At 75.0% G+C, this 16,139-nt stretch carries 15 protein-coding genes; 11 read left to right on the top strand and 4 right to left on the bottom strand.

Annotated elements, in window-relative coordinates; all coding sequences use genetic code 11:
• Positions 1 to 105: 105 nt before the first annotated feature.
• Complete coding sequence (locus NHH00_RS05880; protein WP_253050929.1) at positions 106 to 738, bottom strand: MarC family protein; 633 nt, start codon at positions 736 to 738, stop codon at positions 106 to 108.
• Between the two features lie 7 nt (positions 739 to 745).
• Entirely contained in the window at positions 746 to 1,585 is an 840-nt protein-coding gene (locus NHH00_RS05875; RefSeq protein ID WP_253050928.1) for a PHP domain-containing protein, read from the bottom strand.
• Positions 1,586 to 1,703: 118 nt separating this feature from the next.
• Between NHH00_RS05875 and NHH00_RS05870 the strand changes: the two genes are divergently transcribed.
• Together NHH00_RS05870 and NHH00_RS05865 are read left to right on the top strand one after the other, a co-directional pair.
• Positions 1,704 to 2,591 (top strand): alpha/beta fold hydrolase, encoded by an 888-nt coding sequence (locus tag NHH00_RS05870; protein ID WP_253050927.1) that lies wholly within the window; start codon positions 1,704 to 1,706, stop codon positions 2,589 to 2,591.
• On the top strand, positions 2,588 to 4,225 hold the full coding sequence (locus NHH00_RS05865) for an aminopeptidase P family protein (RefSeq protein ID WP_253050926.1): 1,638 nt from the start codon (positions 2,588 to 2,590) through the stop codon (positions 4,223 to 4,225). Before NHH00_RS05870 ends, NHH00_RS05865 begins: the two co-directional genes overlap by 4 nt.
• Before the next feature lie 22 nt (positions 4,226 to 4,247).
• Here the strand turns inward: NHH00_RS05865 and NHH00_RS05860 are convergent, their stop codons facing one another.
• On the bottom strand, positions 4,248 to 5,030 hold the full coding sequence (locus NHH00_RS05860) for a general stress protein (protein ID WP_253050925.1): 783 nt from the start codon (positions 5,028 to 5,030) through the stop codon (positions 4,248 to 4,250).
• Between the two features lie 133 nt (positions 5,031 to 5,163).
• Between NHH00_RS05860 and NHH00_RS05855 the strand changes: the two genes are divergently transcribed.
• Both NHH00_RS05855 and NHH00_RS05850 read left to right on the top strand, forming a co-directional pair.
• A complete protein-coding gene (locus NHH00_RS05855) occupies positions 5,164 to 6,504 on the top strand; it encodes a magnesium transporter MgtE N-terminal domain-containing protein (protein WP_253050924.1) in 1,341 nt (446 codons plus the stop codon).
• Positions 6,497 to 7,006: a DUF1003 domain-containing protein gene (locus NHH00_RS05850; protein ID WP_253050923.1), complete on the top strand. Its 510-nt coding sequence runs from the start codon at positions 6,497 to 6,499 to the stop codon at positions 7,004 to 7,006. Before NHH00_RS05855 ends, NHH00_RS05850 begins: the two co-directional genes overlap by 8 nt.
• Before the next feature lie 77 nt (positions 7,007 to 7,083).
• Here the strand turns inward: NHH00_RS05850 and NHH00_RS05845 are convergent, their stop codons facing one another.
• Complete coding sequence (locus NHH00_RS05845; protein WP_253050922.1) at positions 7,084 to 7,881, bottom strand: maleylpyruvate isomerase N-terminal domain-containing protein; 798 nt, start codon at positions 7,879 to 7,881, stop codon at positions 7,084 to 7,086.
• Positions 7,882 to 7,990: 109 nt separating this feature from the next.
• Here NHH00_RS05845 and NHH00_RS05840 point away from each other — a divergent pair, with 109 nt between their 5' ends.
• The 7 genes from NHH00_RS05840 (at position 7,991) to NHH00_RS05810 (ending at position 16,131) form a co-directional block, all read left to right on the top strand.
• Positions 7,991 to 9,139 carry an Mrp/NBP35 family ATP-binding protein gene (locus tag NHH00_RS05840; protein WP_253050921.1) on the top strand — a complete coding sequence of 383 codons (1,149 nt, stop codon included), beginning with the start codon at positions 7,991 to 7,993 and terminating at the stop codon, positions 9,137 to 9,139.
• 455 nt (positions 9,140 to 9,594) lie between these two features.
• Positions 9,595 to 10,614, top strand: coding sequence for an efflux RND transporter periplasmic adaptor subunit (locus NHH00_RS05835; RefSeq protein ID WP_253050920.1), 1,020 nt, complete (start codon positions 9,595 to 9,597; stop codon positions 10,612 to 10,614).
• Positions 10,611 to 11,498, top strand: coding sequence for an ABC transporter ATP-binding protein (locus tag NHH00_RS05830; RefSeq protein WP_253050919.1), 888 nt, complete (start codon positions 10,611 to 10,613; stop codon positions 11,496 to 11,498). Before NHH00_RS05835 ends, NHH00_RS05830 begins: the two co-directional genes overlap by 4 nt.
• Positions 11,495 to 12,706, top strand: a complete 1,212-nt coding sequence (locus NHH00_RS05825; protein WP_253050918.1) for an ABC transporter permease — start codon at positions 11,495 to 11,497, stop codon at positions 12,704 to 12,706. The genes NHH00_RS05830 and NHH00_RS05825 overlap by 4 nt, the downstream gene beginning before the upstream one ends.
• A gap of 76 nt (positions 12,707 to 12,782) precedes the next feature.
• Positions 12,783 to 13,754, top strand: a complete 972-nt coding sequence (locus tag NHH00_RS05820) for a hypothetical protein (protein WP_253050917.1) — start codon at positions 12,783 to 12,785, stop codon at positions 13,752 to 13,754.
• Positions 13,751 to 15,328: a hypothetical protein gene (locus NHH00_RS05815; protein WP_253050916.1), complete on the top strand. Its 1,578-nt coding sequence runs from the start codon at positions 13,751 to 13,753 to the stop codon at positions 15,326 to 15,328. The genes NHH00_RS05820 and NHH00_RS05815 overlap by 4 nt, the downstream gene beginning before the upstream one ends.
• Before the next feature lie 152 nt (positions 15,329 to 15,480).
• The gene (locus tag NHH00_RS05810) at positions 15,481 to 16,131 is read left to right on the top strand and encodes an ABC transporter ATP-binding protein (protein WP_253051431.1); all 651 of its coding nucleotides are present in this window, start codon (positions 15,481 to 15,483) and stop codon (positions 16,129 to 16,131) included.
• The last annotated feature ends 8 nt before the right edge of the window (positions 16,132 to 16,139 follow it).

The following is a 16,139-nucleotide window of genomic DNA, read 5'->3' as shown; positions in this document are numbered from 1 at the left end:
GACCCTAGCGCTCCCCCGACAGGCTCCGCGAGGCCGTGCGCGGCACCACGAGGTGCCGGGTCGGGAGTCGCGGCTCGCGCGGCGCGGCACGACCCGCGGCGGACGTCAGGCGGCCTGGACGAACTGCGTGACGGCGTCGGCCACGAGCTGGACCGCGATGGCGGCGAGCAGCAGACCGGCGATGCGCGTCACGAGGATGGTCCCGGAGTCGCCGAGCACGCGGTTGATGACGTTCGCGAAGCGCATGGAGAGCCAGAGGCACACGTGCACCGCGACGACGCCCGCGACGATCGCGACCCACTCCGCGACGCCGCCTCCGCGCTCCCCCGCGCGCTGGACGAAGACCATGGTCGCGACGATCGCGCCCGGGCCGGCGAGCAGCGGCGTGCCGAGGGGCACGAGCGCGACGTTGACGCCCTTGTTGCCCGACGGCTGCGGCTCCTCCATCTTGCCCGTGAGCAGCTCCATCGCGACGAGGAGCAGCAGCAGCCCGCCCGCGGTCTGCAGGGCGGGCAGCGAGATGTGCATGTAGCTGAGGATCTGCTGGCCGAACGCCGCGAACGCGACGATCACGCCGAACGCGACGAAGATCGCGGTGCGTGCCGCCTGGTTGCGCTGCTTGGCACCCATCGCGCTCGTCAGGCCCAGGAACACCGGCACCGTGCCGGGCGGGTCCATGATGACGAACAGGGTGACGAAGACCTCCGTGAAGAGCCGGACGTCGAAGACCTCGCTCATCGTCCGATCATCGGATCACGTCCAACTGTCCCAGCTCCTCGATCTGCTCCAGCACGGTCGGTGCTGTCGTGTTCTCCCCGAGCCGGTTCGGTTTGCCGGCCCCGTGGTAGTCGCTCGACCCGGTGACGAACAGGCCCAGGGTGCGGGCCAGGTCCTCGAGCCGTGCGCGCTGACGCTCGTCGTGGTCGCGGTGGAACACCTCGAGCCCCGCGAGCCCCGCCGCGGTCATCTCCTCGATCACCGCGTCGGACACGACGCGCCCTCGGCCGTCCGCGCCCGGGTGGGCGAAGACGGGCACACCCCCCGCGGCACGGATGCCCCGCACCGCCGCGACGGCGTCGGGCGCGTAGTGGGGCACGTAGTACGGGGTGTCGGTGGCGAGGATCGTCGCGAACGCCGCCGAGCGGTCGGGCGAGAGCCCTGCGGCGACGAGCGCGTCCGCGATGTGCGGCCGCCCGATCGTCGTGCCCTCGACGGTCTGCGCGAGCACATCATCCCACGTGATCGGGTAGTCCTCGGCGATGAGGTCGACCATCCGCCGCGCCCGGCTCGTGCGCGCGTCGCGCGTGCGGTCGAGCTCCGCGAGGAGCGCCTCGTGCGCCGGGTCGTGCAGGTAGGAGAGCAGGTGCACGCTGATGCCGCCCGAGCGGGCCGAGACCTCCGCGCCGCGCACGAGCGCGACGCCGTGGCGCAGCGCCGCGTCCGTCGCCTGCGCCCAGCCCGCGGTCGTGTCGTGGTCCGTGAGCGCGACGACGTCGAGCCCGGCCGCGGCCGCGGCCTCGACGACCTCCCCCGGCGCGTCCGTGCCGTCCGACGCGGTCGAGTGGGTGTGGAGGTCGATGCGCACGGGTCCCAGGATAGTGACGGGACACCAGGTCGGCGGCACGGGACCCGCACACGATGTGCACACGGGGCGCTACCCCTCCCCACGGCCGTCCCAGGCTGGGGTGCCACAGTCGGGAGCGATGACCCCCACGACGCACGCCCCCACCCTGCTCGCCCCGCCCGCCCCCCGCACCGACGCGCCCACCGACGGCCCGGAGCGCCTGCCCGCCGTCGTCTTCGTGCACGGCATGCGCACGTCCGGCGCGATCTGGGACCACCAGGTCGACCACGTGCGCGCCCTCGGGCACGACGCCGTCGCCGTGGACCTGCCCGCGCACGGCGCCCGCGCGCACGAGCGGTTCACGCTCGACCGGTCCTTCGAGGTGCTCGACGAGGCCGCCGCCTCGTTCGGACCGGACCGTCGGGTCGCGCTGGTCGGGCTCTCGCTCGGCGGCTACACGTCGCTCGCCTGGGCGGCCCGCCGCCCCGCGAACCTCGCGGGCGTGGTCGCCGCGGCCTGCACGTCGGACCCCAAGGGCAAGCCCGTCGCGCTGTACCGCGACGTCGCGCGCCTCGTCGTGGCGGGAGGGGGCGCCGTCGGGCGCGGAGCGCGCTGGGCGGCGCGCACGAGCGCGGCGGCGTGGAGCACGATCGCCCGCGGCGGGCGCTCGCTCCCAGGCGGCGCCGCGTCGTCGTACGCGCTCGCCGGTCCGGCCGACGCGGGTGCCCCCGCTCCGGCCGCACCCGGGTGGCACGTCGTGACCGACGCCCTCACCCAGCTCGCGGGCCGCTCGTGGCTCGCCCACGTGCGCGACGTCGACGTGCCCGTCTGGCTCGTCAACGGCGCCCGCGACCACATGCGCCTCGACGAGCAGCGCTACCTCGCCGCCGCCGCGGACGCCGCGCTCGTCGTCGTGCCGCGCGCCGGCCACGACGTCAACAGCGAGGCCCCCGAGGCCTTCAACCGCGTGCTCGGGCGCGCGCTCGCGGACTTCGGCCGCGTGCGCGGTGCGAGACTGGGGGCATGACCGACGCCACCCCCGTCACGCCCGAGCCCACGTCCGAGACGCCCGACCAGGCACCCGACAGCGCCGGCGACGGCCAGGACCTGGCCGCGCGCGGCAGCAACCGCTCCCAGCGCCCCGACTCCGACGCGTTCAAGGCCTTCATCACGAGCGGCTGGGCGCCGCGCGCGGAGCTCGACGTCGAGCCCCTCCCGGCCGCCCCGTACACCGTCGCCCGCCGCGCCGCGCTGTCCGCCCGGTTCCCGGGCGCGCGCCTCGTGGTGCCCGCCGGGCCGCTGAAGACGCGCTCGAACGACACCGACTACCGGTTCCGCCCGCACTCGGCGTTCGCGCACCTCACCGGCTACGGCACGGACCAGGAGCCCGACGCGGTGCTCGTGCTGCACCCCGTGGAGCCCGGGACCGGCGACGGCGGCTCGGACCACCACGCCGTGCTCTACGTGCGCCCGCTCGCCGCGCGCGACACCGAGGAGTTCTACGCCGACTCGCGCTACGGCGAGTTCTGGGTCGGCGCGCGGCCGTCGCTCGACGACGTCGCGGCGGCCACGGGCGTCGAGGCCCGCCACGTCGACGAGCTGCGCGACGCGCTCGCCAAGGACGTCGGCCCGGGCGGGGTGACGCTGCTCGTCGTCGCGGGCGCCGACGAGGCCGTGGAGGCGCTCGTCGAGGCGATCCGCGCGGAGGCCGGGCTGGACGACGTCGAGGGCGCCCAGGACCAGGAGCTCACCGAGGCCGAGTGGCTCGCCCGGGCGGAGGCCGCCTACCGGCGCACCGACGCCGCGCTCGTCGAGGCCGTCTCCGAGCTGCGGCTCGTCAAGGACGCCCACGAGGTCGAGCAGATGCGCGAGGCCGTCGCCGCCACGATCGCGGGCTTCGAGGAGGTCGTGCGGAACCTCCCGCGCGCCGTCGAGCACCGGCGCGGCGAGCGCGTCATCGAGACGACGTTCGACGCCCACGCGCGCCTCGAGGGCAACACGGTCGGCTACGAGACGATCGCCGCGGCCGGCGAGCACGCGACGACGCTGCACTGGATCCGCAACGACGGCGTCGTGCGCACGGGCGAGCTCGTGCTGCTCGACGCGGGCGTCGAGGTCGACTCGCTCTACACGGCGGACGTCACGCGCACGCTGCCCGTCGACGGCGAGTTCACCGAGGTCCAGCGCCGCGTGTACCAGGCGGTGCTCGACGCCGCGGACGCCGCGTTCGCCGTCGCCGTGCCGGGCGCGCGCTTCCGCGACGTGCACGCCGCCGCGATGGAGGTCGTCGCCGCGCGCCTGGAGGAGTGGGGCCTGCTCCCGGTGAGCGCCACCGAGTCGCTCTCGCCCGAGGGGCAGCAGCACCGTCGCTGGATGGTGCACGGCACGAGCCACCACCTGGGCCTGGACGTGCACGACTGCGCGCAGGCGCGCCGCGAGCTCTACCTCGACGGGATCCTGGAGCCCGGCATGGTCTTCACGATCGAGCCCGGTCTGTACTTCAAGGCGGACGACCTGGCGGTCCCGGAGGAGTACCGCGGGATCGGCGTCCGCATCGAGGACGACGTGCTCGTGACCGCCGACGGGAACGAGAACCTCTCGGCCGCGCTCCCCCGCCGCCCCGAGGACGTGGAGGCCTGGATGGCGCGCCTGCGCGCCTGAGGTGGCTGGCCCTCGTCGTCCGTCAGGCGGGACGCTCGGGCTGGTCCGGCTGCTGCGCTCCCGGGGCCTGCTCGGTGCCGGGCTCCGCGTCGGCCGGCTGGTCCGACGTCGGTCGCATGGCGCCGTAGCGCGGCTCCCCGGTCGGCGTGGTCCAGCGGGGGTCGGGCGTCCGGGCGGGCGGCGCGACCGGGGGCGTGGGCGCCGGGCCGGCGCCCGACGTCGGCTCGGGCGCCGGGGCGGTCGGCGTGGGAGCCGCGGGAGGCGGGGTCGCTCCGGGCGTGCCCCACGTCGGGTTCGCCGGGACGGCCGGGGCACGGACCCCGCCCGCGCCCTCCGGCATCCGCGCGAGGAGCTGGCGCGCGTCGCCCGCGCGCTCGGGCGCGCAGAGGATCCCGTACGACGAGGCGACGATCTGGCTCTGCGACGTGAAGTCGCGCTTGCCCTGCGTGAGGGCGTACGACAGCACGGAGAAGAGGAGGCCGAACCCGGCGCCGATCGCGATGGCCGTGAGGACGAACCCGCCCTGGCCGGAGAACATGAAGAGCAGCAGGCCGACGAAGAGACCGAACCACGCGCCGGACGCCGCGCCCGCGATCGCGACCCGCCCGTACGTGAGCCGGCCCGTCACGCGCTCGACCATCTTGAGGTCGGTGCCGACGATCGTCACGAGCTCGACCGCGAACTTGTTGTCGGAGAGGAAGTCGACCGCCTTCTGCGCCTCGAGGTAGGTCGCGTACGACGCGATCTCCTCACCACGGGGCGGGGTGGGGACACGGGGGACGGCACCCGGGCGTGACATGCTCATTCGCCCAGTCTGTCCTACTCGTGCGGACCGCGCGAGGGCCGCGTCCCCGCGCGTCCGCCGTTCCGTGCCGCCGGGCGACGCCACAGGTCGGAAGGAACGCGCGGCGACCGGGGCGCGTGCGTAGGCTGGCCGCGTGAGCGCAGCCACCACCGTCTTCGTCGCGCGCCTGGCCGGGACCAGCGTGTTCGACCCCATCGGCGACCAGGTCGGCCGGGTGCGGGACGTCGTCGTGCTCATCCGGCCCAAGGGCGCGCCCCGCGCCGTGGGCCTCGTGGTCGAGGTGCCCGGGAGACGCCGGGTCTTCCTCCCGCTCACGCGCGTCACGAGTATCGACGCGGGCCAGGTCATCTCGACGGGCCTGGTGAACATGCGGCGGTTCGAGCAGCGCGCGATGGAGACGCTCGCCGTCAGCGAGCTGCTGGAGCGCACGGTCGAGCTCGTCGACGGGTCGGGCTCGGCGACGGTCGAGGACCTCGCGATCGAGCGGCAGCGCACCGGCGACTGGCTCGTCACCAAGCTGTACGTGCGGCGCCGCGCGCAGCACAAGGGCACGCTCGGCCTGCGCCGACGGGGCGACGCGATCGTCGTGGACGTGGGGGCGGTCACCGGCCTGGCGGGGAGCACCGAGGCGCAGGGCGCCGCGATGCTCCTGGCCGCCTACGACGACCTCAAGCCCGCCGACCTCGCCGACGTCATCCACGACCTGGGCGACACGCGCCGGCTCGAGGTCGCGGGCGCGCTCGACAACGAGCGCCTCGCCGACGTCCTCGAGGAGCTGCCCGAGGACGACCAGGTCGCGATCCTCTCCGGCCTCGACACCGACCGCGCCGCCGACGTCCTCGAGGCGATGCAGCCCGACGACGCGGCGGACCTGCTGCACGAGCTCCCCGAGGCGCAGGCCGCGCAGCTCCTCGAGCTCATGGAGCCGGAGGAGGCGCGCGACGTGCGCCGCCTGCTCGCCTACGCGGAGGACACCGCGGGCGGTCTCATGACGTCCGAGCCGGTCGTGCTCGGCCCCGAGACGACCATCGCCACCGCGCTCGCGCAGATCCGGCGCAAGGACCTCGCCCCCGCGCTCGCGTCGATGGTGTTCGTCGCGCGCCCGCCGCTCGAGACGCCGACGGGCCGGTTCCTCGGCGTCGCGCACTTCCAGCGGCTGCTGCGCGAGCCCCCGCACGCGGCCGTCGGCTCGGTGCTCGACTCCGACGTCGAGGGCGTCGCTCCCGACGCTCCCCTGGGGCGCGTCACGCGCATCCTCGCGACGTACGACCTCCTGTGCGTCCCCGTGCTCGACGCGGAGAAGCGCCTGCTCGGCGCGATCAGCGTCGACGACGTGCTCGACCACATGCTCCCGGACGACTGGCGCGAGACGGACGACGACGTGGACACCGAGCAGGCGCGCGCCACGCTCGCGCCCGGCGCGCTGCCGCGTCCCGCGGCCCGCGGCGGCGCGACGGGGGTGACCCGTGGCTGACCGCCTCGACACCCCGAAGAGCGCGCGGCGCTCCCTCATCCCGCGGGTCAAGGTCGATCAGGACGCGGTCGGCCGTGCGACCGAGGGCATCGCCCGGTTCCTGGGCACGCCCCGGTTCCTCGTCTACCTCACCGTGTTCTGCGCGGTGTGGATCATCTGGAACTCGTGGGGGCCGGAGGGCCTGCGGTTCGACTCCGCGGAGTTCGGGTTCACCGCGCTCACCCTCATGCTCTCGCTCCAGGCGTCGTACGCGGCGCCGCTCATCCTGCTCGCGCAGAACCGTCAGGACGACCGCGACCGCGTCACCGCCGAGCAGGACCGGCAGCGCGCGGAGCGCAACCTCGCCGACACCGAGTACCTCGCGCGCGAGATGGCCGCGCTGCGCATCGCGCTGAGCGAGGTGGCCACGCGCGACTTCGTGCGCTCCGAGATCCGCAACCTGCTGGAGGAGCTGGAGGAGAAGTCGGCCCGCCAGCCCGACGACGAACCCTCCGACCGCTGACGCGAGATCGACCCGCCCGTCGCCAGATCGACCCCCCGAGGGTCGATCTCGGCCGCTCGGGTCGATCTCAGGATCCGCTACCGCGTGCCCTCGGCCGCGACGCGGCGCAGGCGCTCGACGAGCGCGGGGTCGCCCTCGACGGCCAGGCCGTCGGCCGGGCCCCGGCCCCACAGCCACAGGTCGAGCGCCCACGCGGGGCCGGAGACCTGCGTCGTGGTCGAGCCGGGGAGGTCCACGAGCTGCGCGACGTCGAGGTCGTACGCGGTGCCCGACTCGGGGCCCGTCCCGGTGAAGCGCCCGAACGCGAGCTCCCAGCTCCGGGGCCGCTCCCCGAACCCGTCCACGACGACCGACACCGTCGCGCCGTCGGGCGTGAACACGCCCCAGCCGGGCACGCCGTCGACCATCACCGACAGCACCTCGTCGACGCCGTCCGCCGCGACGTCCGGGTCGGCGGGCGTGACGTCCCGGCCGGCCGTGAGCTCGGCGTCCGCGCGGTGGATCAGCGCCTCGTGCGCCTGCCGGCGCACGACCCAGCCGACGTGGCGGCCGTCGTCGTGCCACGACCAGCACGGCTCCGCCGGGTCGCGACCCGTGAGGGCGGCGACGAGCCGGCTCGTCGAGCGCTGCAGCAGCGCGGGCAGCTCCGCGTCCGACGACGGCCGCGCGAGCGGGGTGACGTCGTCGCCGTCGAGGCCGTGCCCGGGGGTGGGCCCGACGACGCGCGCCCAGAAGTCCTGCACCTCCGCGAGGTGGTAGAGCAGGTCCGCGCCGGTCCACTCGGGGCACGACGGCACGCGCGCGTCCGGGGGCGCGCTGCGCACGGCGTCGCCGAACAGCTCGCTGTCCCGTGCGAGGGAGGCCAGGGCGTCCATCCGTGCACCGTAGACCCGTTCGGCGCACCACGGCGTGCGATGCGCCTCACGTCCGTCCCGGGACCTAGGGCCCGGCGGACCGCGGCGCCGGCGCGCCTACGATGGGTCCATGCCCGACCCTGTTGCAGACCCGCTCGAGCACGCCGTCCGGCAGGCCCTCACCACGGTCCTCGACCCGGAGATCCGCCGCCCCGTCACGGACCTCGGCATGATCCGCTCGGTCGCGGTCGCGCCCGGGGCGCCGGGCGCCGTCGTGACGGTGGGCGTGGACCTCACGGTCGCGACGTGCCCGATGCGCGACACGCTCTCGCGCGACGTCGCCGCCGCCGTGCGCGCGGTCGACGGCGTGGCGGACGTGCGCGTGGACCTGGGCGTCATGAGCGCGGAGCAGCGCGCCGAGCTGCGCACGATGCTGCGCGGCGGCGTGGGCGAGCCCGAGATCCCGTTCGCGAAGCCGGAGTCGCTGACCAGGGTCTACGCGATCGCGTCCGGCAAGGGCGGCGTGGGCAAGTCGTCCGTCACGGCGAACCTCGCGGTCGCGCTCGCGGCGCAGGGCCTCGAGGTCGGCGTCGTCGACGCGGACATCTACGGGTTCTCGATCCCGCGCATGCTCGGCGTCGACCGGCAGCCCACGCGGGTCGACAACATGCTCCTGCCGCCGATCGCGCACGGGGTGAAGGTCGTCTCGATCGGCATGTTCGTCCCGCCCGGCCAGCCGGTCGTGTGGCGTGGCCCCATGCTGCACCGGGCGCTCCAGCAGTTCCTCGCGGACGTGTTCTGGGGCGACCTCGACGTGCTGCTCCTCGACCTGCCGCCCGGGACGGGGGACATCGCGATCTCCGTGGCGCAGCTCCTGCCGGGCAGCGAGATCGTCGTGGTCACGACGCCTCAGGTCGCGGCCGCCGAGGTCGCGGAGCGCGCGGGCTCGGTCGCCACGCAGACGCAGCAGGGCGTGGTGGGCGTCGTCGAGAACATGTCGTGGCTCGAGCAGCCCGACGGGTCGCGGCTGGAGGTCTTCGGGTCCGGCGGGGGTGAGCGCGTCGCGGCGAACCTGTCCCGCGCCACCGGGACCGACGTCCCGCTCCTCGGCCAGGTCCCGCTCGACGTGTCGCTGCGTGAGGCGGGCGACGGCGGCACCCCCGTGGTGCTCGCCGAGCCCGGTTCGCCCGCGGCCGTCGCGCTGCACGACGTCGCGCTCGGGCTCGCGCGGAGGCCGCGCGGCCTCGCGGGGCGCTCGCTCGGGGTCACGGTCGTCTGACGCCTCCTGCCGGGGCGCCTGACGCCTCGTGCCGGGGCGCCCGAACGGGGAGCCCGGGGGCCCGGGCGGGCGACGTGCCTCGTCGTCCGGCAGGGCCCCTGTCTTTTCTCCGTGCCACGGTATAGTCTCGCCCGCATCTCGTCAGGGGGACGGCCGTCAGGCCGGTGAGGGGGATCGTGTCGTGGCGTCGTCGCTGCTCCACGCTGCCCTCTTGCGCCCTCACACGCCTTCGCGCACCCTCGCCCGTTCCCCGTCGCCCCGCGCGGGGGGCGTTCGGCCCGTTACCGATGGGTGACCTCTGGGTGGAGAGAACGCGACGGAACTCCTCCCCAGGGATGACGACGCCCCCGGTCCGCACCCCCTAGCCTCGGGCCGGGCGTCCACCCGACCGCCCTCGCAGCACCCCCTCACCGACCGCCACCGTCGTCCCGTCACCGTCGCCCAGGAGCCCGCACGTGGGTATCACCCGCCGGATCGTCTTCCCCGCCCTCCGCATCGTCGTCTGGGGGGTCATCGCCGCCGCGCTCGCCGTGATCGCCTTCCGGTCGGCGCCCGAGCCCCCCGCGGACCCGGCCGTGCCGTCCGCGGAGCTCGTCGAGCCGCGCGTGACCGTGACCACGGGCGACGTCACCAACACCGTCACCCTGACCGGGCAGATCGTCGCGGACCCGGCCGCGCCGCAGAAGGTCACGCAGCGCGGCGTCGTGACGGCGGTGCACGCCCAGCCCGGCGACGTCGTCGAGGCCGGTGCGCCGCTGCTCGAGGTGACGCTCACCGAGCCGCAGGAGCCGGTGACGAAGACCGACCCCGAGACCGGCGAGGTCACGGTCACCGAGCGCCGGCCGAAGGTGACGAAGGAGACCGTGAAGGCCACCACCGCCGGCACGGTCGCCACGTTCACCGCGCTGAAGGACCAGGAGGTCGCCGTCGGCGAGGACTTCGCGTCGGTCTCCCCCGGGACGCTCTCCGTCACGGGCAGCATGGTCGCCGAGCAGCAGTTCCGCCTGCTCCAGATCCCGACCGAGGCGACGGTCACCGTCACCGGTGGGCCTGCACCGTTCACCTGCACGAACCTGCGCATGGGCACTGCCGCCGCTCCCGCCGGGACGCCCGAGGACGGCGCGACCGACCCCGCCGCGGGCGCGACCTCGGCGAGCGTCACGTGCGCCGTGCCGGGCGACGTCACCGTCTTCGCCGGGCTCGCCGCCGAGCTCGAGATCACCGCCGGCTCGGTCGAGGGCGCGCTCGTCGTGCCCGTGACCGCGGTGCTCGGCCGGGTCGAGCAGGGCAAGGTGTGGGTCGTCGGCCCCGACGGCGAGCCCGAGGAGCGCGCCGTCACCCTCGGCCTCACCGACGGCAGCGTCGTCCAGGTCACCGAGGGGCTCGCCGAGGGCGACGAGGTCCTCGAGTTCGTGCCCGGCCAGGACGTCGTGCCGGTCGTCGACCCCCTGACCGGCGAGGTGGTCGGGGGATGAGCCTCCTGGAGCTGAGCGGGGTCGCCCGCTCCGTCCTCCTCCCCGACGACCGCGAGCTGGAGATCCTGCGCGGCATCGACCTCACCGTCGATGCCGGAGAGCACGTCTCGATCGTCGGGCGGTCGGGCACCGGCAAGTCCACCCTGCTCAACATCCTCGGGCTCCTCGACACCCCGACCGGCGGCGAGTACCTGCTCGACGGCGTCCCCATCGGCCGGCTCTCCGGACGCGCCCGGGCACGTCGCCGCGGGACGGACTTCGGGTTCGTCTTCCAGCAGTTCAACCTCCTCCAGGGCCGCACGGCGCTCGAGAACGTCGTCGCGCCGCTGCTGTACGCGCGCGGCCGGCAGTTCTGGCAGCGCAGGACGCTGGCCGCGGAGATGCTCGACCGCGTCGGGCTCGGCGACCGCCTCGACACCCGCCCGGAGAAGCTCTCCGGCGGCGAGCAGCAGCGCGTCGCCATCGCCCGTGCGCTCGTGCGGGTGCCCCGCGTGATCCTCGCCGACGAGCCCACGGGCGCGCTCGACGTCGACACGGGCAGCGAGGTCATGGACCTGCTCGACACGATCGCGCGCGAGAACGGGTCGGCGCTCATCGCCATCACGCACGACCTCGCGGTCGCGTCGCGCGCGGCCCGCCAGTTCCGGCTCGCCGACGGCGTGCTCACCCCGATCGCCATCAGCGCGCGCAGCGCCGGCTCGCTCGCGTTGCTCGACGCCCCGGGCGCACACCCCGGGACCCAGGACGCCGCAGGGCCCTACGGCCCCGGGGCGGAGGGCGCCGTCGCGCCCGTGCTGGAGGCCGGCGACGACCAGGCGGAGCACGTCGCGCGGCCCCTGGTCGCCTCGCACGGCTCCGCCCCGCGCGCGGGGGACGCCGCGTGACCGGGGTCGTCGGCGCCGTCCTCGAGGCGTGGGACGAGCTGCGGGTCCACAAGGTCCGCGTCCTGCTCGCGCTCGTCGGCGTCGCCGTCGCGGTCTGCGCGATCACGGCGATCTCCGCGGCCGGCGAGATGCTGCGCCAGGTCTCCGCCGAGCAGAACGACCGCTGGGGCGGTCGCGCCGCCACGCTCCAGGTGTCGGCCTGGCCGACCGGCGAGAGCGGGAGCGTCATGCCCGCGCCCGAGGAGTACGAGCGCGTGTTCGACGAGGTCGTCGAGCGCTACGCGATCGGCTACTCGTCGATGCTGCGCGACGCGCCGGCGCCCGTCCGCTTCCCCGACGGCACGCGCGAGGTCTACACGACCGGCGTCGAGGCCGACTGGGCCACGATGCACCGCTTCGAGGTGACGTCGGGACGGTGGTTCACCGACGCCGACGCCGACCGCCTCGCGCCCGCGCTCGTCGTCAACCAGGCGTTCCTCGACGCGCTCGGCGGCGTGACCGTGGCCGAGCACCCGACCGTGACGATCGGGGGCGACAACCCGGTGGTCGCGACCGTCGTCGGGGCGTTCCCGGACGACTGGCCGCAGGCCGAGCCGCAGGCCTACGTCCTCGTGGACGCCCAGTCGGCCTGGGTCACACCGGAGTCGCTGGAGATGACCGGGCCGCCGCGGCTCGAGCTGTGGGTCCCCGACGAGCTCGCCGACGGGCTCGTCGAGGCGATCCAGCGCGACGTCGCGGGCGCGATCAGCGGCACGCAGGCCGAGGTCTACCGGTCCGACTCGGCGAGCTACGGCGTGGTCGACGGCGCGATCCGCTGGGTCGTGCTCGGCGTCAGCGTGATCGCGCTCCTGCTCGGCGGGCTCGGGCTCGTCAACATCGCGCTCGTCACCGTGCGCTACCGGATCCGCGAGATCGGGATCCGCCGGAGCTTCGGGGCGAGCTCGGGCCGCGTCTTCTTCTCCGTGATGATGGAGAGCGTCGTCGCGACGACCGTCGCGGGCGTGCTGGGCGTGACCGTCGCGGTCGTCGCGCTGCACAACCTCCCGCTCGACGTGCTCATGGGCTCGGCCGTCCAGGACGCCCCCGGCTTCCCGTTCTCCGCCGCGGTGACCGGGATGCTCGCCGCCGTCGGGATCGGCGCGCTCGCGGGTCTCCTCCCGGCGCTCGTCGCCGTCCGCGTCAAGGTGATCGACGCCATCCGCTACTGACCGACCGTCACGACGACGTCCGACGTACTCGACCGCTCCGCCCACAGCCAGGAACACCAGACAGGGGATGCACGACATGACACGACGACTCACGGCTCGCGCCACCACCACCGCGATGGTGCTGGGGGGTGCGCTCCTGCTCGGGGCGTGCTCGTCGGGCGCAGAACCGTCGACCTCCGAGGCGGACAGCCCTCTGACCGCCTTCTTCGAGGACGTCTACGGGGACTGGGACGAGGAGAAGATGCAGGCGGAGCAGCGGGAGATCGAGGAGGCGACCGCCCGCTGCATGACCGAGCAGGGGTTCGAGTACCAGCCGGTCGACCAGTCCGGGATGAGCTTCACGTCCGAGGAGGACGCCGAGCGCGACCCGGAGCAGTACGCGGCGGAGTACGGGTACGGCTTCACCATCTACGAGGAGCCGTCCGCGGAGGAGCAGGCGGAGATGGACGCCTGGGTCGACCCGAACCAGGAGTACGTGGAGGCCATGTCCGAGTCGGAGCAGACCGCCTACTACGAGGCGCTCTACGGCGACATGGCGAGCATGGAGTACGACGAGGACGAGGAGATGCCGGAGTACGACCCGTCCACGGCCGGCTGCCAGGGTGCCGCGCAGGAGGAGGTCTACGGCGACCAGAACGCCCTCTGGGAGAGCGAGGAGATGACGGCGTTCAACGAGGCGACGACCCAGCTCTACGAGGACATCGCCGCCGACCCGCGCCTCAAGGAGGTCGACTCCGCGTGGGCCGAGTGCATGGCCGACGCGGGCTTCACCGGCTACGCCTCACCGCAGGAGGCGATGGACGACATGATGGAGCGCTCGAACGCGCTGTGGGAGGGTGCCGACCCGGAGGGACCGAGCGAGGAGACCCTCGAGGCGGCCAAGACCCTCGAGCGGGACACCGCCGTCGCCGACGCAGCCTGCCAGAAGGAGGTCGGCTACCAGGAGGTGCACCTGGACGTCCAGATCGACCTCGAGACGGCCTTCGTCGAGGAGCACCAGGCGGAGCTGGAGACGATCCGCGACCTCATGGCGGAGGCCCAGCGGTGAGCGTGGACGACACCCAGCTCCTCGACCCGGCGACGGAGGACCCCGCGGAGCCGGACCCGCGGGACGGCCGCGGGCGCCGCCGGCTCTCGCTGACGGGGCACCGCCTGGTGTGGTTCGTCGCCGGCGTCGCGGTCCTCAGCCTGGTGGCGGGCATCGTGCTCAGCCGGCTCGTCGTCTCGCCGGCGCAGGCGGCCGCCGACGCCGAGCCGCCCGAGGCGGGCCTCATCACCGTGCCCGTGGAGCGGCGGACGCTCGCCAACGACGTGACGCTGCGCGCGGACGCGACGTACGACGACGCGGTGTCGGTGAAGATCGAGACCGGCGACCTGGGCGGTCCCGCGGTCGTCACGGGGCAGGTCCCCGAGGTCGGCGCGGAGCTGGGCGCGGCGGGCGTCGCGCTGGAGATCGCGGGGCGCCCCGTGATCGTGCTCCCGGGCGAGCTCCCGGCGTACCGGTCGCTGCGCGTGGGGGTCTCCGGTCCCGACGTGCTCCAGCTCAAGGCGGCGCTCGGTGCCGTCGGCATCGACCCCGGGCGCGCCGACAGCGACCTCTACGACGCCGCGACGGCCACCGCCGTCGAGAAGCTCTACGCGCAGGTCGGCTACCCGGCGCCGTCGGCCGCGGAGGAGGCCGCGCTCGCGCTGTCGAGCGCGCGCGAGGGCGTGCGCGCGGCGGAGGACGCGCTCGAGGGGGCGCGCGCCGCGCTCTCCGCGGCGCAGACCGGGGCGACCGACGTGGAGAAGCTGCAGGCCGACAACGCCGTGCGTGCCGCGGAGCGCGCGGTGGCGGCGGCGCAGGCCGAGGGCGGCGACGTCGCGGGCGCGCAGGACGAGCTCCGGCTCGCGCAGGCGCAGCGGGCCGAGCTCGACCGTCCGCGCCAGACCGCGGCGGAGAGCGCGGGCGTCGAGTCGGCGCGGCGCCAGCTCGCCGACGCGCAGGAGGCCCTCGAGGAGGCGCGGACGCAGACCCTCACGGCGCTGCCGGCGAGCGAGGTCCTCTTCCTCGCCGGGCTGCCCCGACGCGTCGACGAGGTGCAGGTCGAGCGGGGCAGCACGATCGAGGGTCCGGTCATGTCAGTGTCCGGGGCGACGCTCGTGCTCGAGGCGTCGGCGGCGGCGTCCGACGCCGAGCTGCTCGAGGTCGGAGCGGCCGCGACGCTCACGCTGCCGGACGACTCCGAGGCGACGGCGACCGTGACGGCGGTCGAGCCGGCGTCGGCGGCGAAGGACGGCGAGGGCGAGGGCGACGAGAAGGGCGGGGGCGCCGGTCGCTTCACCGTCTCGCTGACCCCCGACGCCCTCACGCCCGAGCAGGTCACTGCGCTGCAGGGCCAGAACGTGCGCATCCGCGTCCCGGTCAGCTCGACGGGGGGCGAGGTGCTCGCCGTCCCGCTCGCGGCGCTCACCGCGGGGCCGGGGGGCGCGTCCCGCGTCGAGGTCCGGCGCGGGTCGGGCGCGGACGCGACGACCGAGCTCGTGGACGTCGAGACGGGGCTCGCGGCGCAAGGGTTCGTCGAGATCGTCTCCGCCGACGGCGAGCTCGACGAGGGCGACCTGGTGGTGGTCGGCGAGTGACCTGGACCGAGCTGGGGCTCCCGGGGACCGATCCCGGCGGCGGCCCCGACGCGGTGGCCCCGGGACCGCCCGGCGGCACGACGTCGACCGACGGGTCGGCCGACGGCACCGGGGGCGGGAGCGTCCCCGCGGCCGTCGTCGACCTCGTCGACGTGTCGCGCAGCTTCCCGGGTCCGCCCCGGGTGGACGCGCTCCGGGGAGTGAGCCTGCGCGTGGACCCCGGCGAGTACGTGTCGATCATCGGCCCGTCGGGCTCGGGCAAGTCCACGCTGCTCAACATCCTGGGCCTCCTCGACCGGCCGACGTCGGGCGAGTACCTGCTCGACGGCGTCCCGACCGGGAGCGCGTCGGAGTCGGTGCGCTCGAGCCTGCGCGGCGGTCGGATCGGCTTCGTCTTCCAGTCCTTCCACCTGCTGCCGCAGCGCACGGTGCTCGACAACGTCCTGCTCGCGACCTTGTACAGCGGCGTGCCGCGCGGGGAGCGCGAGGAGCGGGCCCGCACGGCGCTCGAACGCGTGCACCTCACGCACCGGACGACGTTCCACCCGACCACCCTCTCGGGGGGCGAGCGCCAGCGGGTCGCGGTCGCCCGGGCGATCGTCGCCGCGCCGCACCTGCTGCTCGCGGACGAGCCCACGGGCAACCTCGACTCGACGAACTCGGCGGAGGTCATGGACCTGTTCGACGAGCTCCACGGGGACGGGCTCACGCTGGCCGTCATCACGCACGACCCGGTCGTCTCCGCGCGCGCCGAGCGGCGCGTGCGGATCGCGGACGGCCGGCTCGAGGAGCTGGACCGGTGAGGGCGCCG

The organism is Cellulosimicrobium cellulans, assembly GCF_024124905.1.
GTDB lineage: Bacteria > Actinomycetota > Actinomycetes > Actinomycetales > Cellulomonadaceae > Cellulosimicrobium > Cellulosimicrobium cellulans_G.
Note: the sequence above shows the minus strand (reverse complement) of the source record. Positions and strands in the feature narration are given on the sequence as shown.

What these genes read in the sequence shown, in the direction of transcription:
- NHH00_RS05880 (WP_253050929.1), bottom strand. Translation starts at nt 738, where the DNA reads ATGAGCGAGGTCTTCGACGTCCGGCTCTTCACGGAGGTCTTCGTCACC.
- NHH00_RS05870 (WP_253050927.1), top strand. Translation starts at nt 1,704, where the DNA reads ATGACCCCCACGACGCACGCCCCCACCCTGCTCGCCCCGCCCGCCCCC.
- NHH00_RS05865 (WP_253050926.1), top strand. Translation starts at nt 2,588, where the DNA reads ATGACCGACGCCACCCCCGTCACGCCCGAGCCCACGTCCGAGACGCCC.
- NHH00_RS05860 (WP_253050925.1), bottom strand. Translation starts at nt 5,030, where the DNA reads ATGAGCATGTCACGCCCGGGTGCCGTCCCCCGTGTCCCCACCCCGCCC.
- NHH00_RS05845 (WP_253050922.1), bottom strand. Translation starts at nt 7,881, where the DNA reads ATGGACGCCCTGGCCTCCCTCGCACGGGACAGCGAGCTGTTCGGCGAC.
- NHH00_RS05840 (WP_253050921.1), top strand. Translation starts at nt 7,991, where the DNA reads ATGCCCGACCCTGTTGCAGACCCGCTCGAGCACGCCGTCCGGCAGGCC.
- NHH00_RS05830 (WP_253050919.1), top strand. Translation starts at nt 10,611, where the DNA reads ATGAGCCTCCTGGAGCTGAGCGGGGTCGCCCGCTCCGTCCTCCTCCCC.
- NHH00_RS05820 (WP_253050917.1), top strand. Translation starts at nt 12,783, where the DNA reads ATGACACGACGACTCACGGCTCGCGCCACCACCACCGCGATGGTGCTG.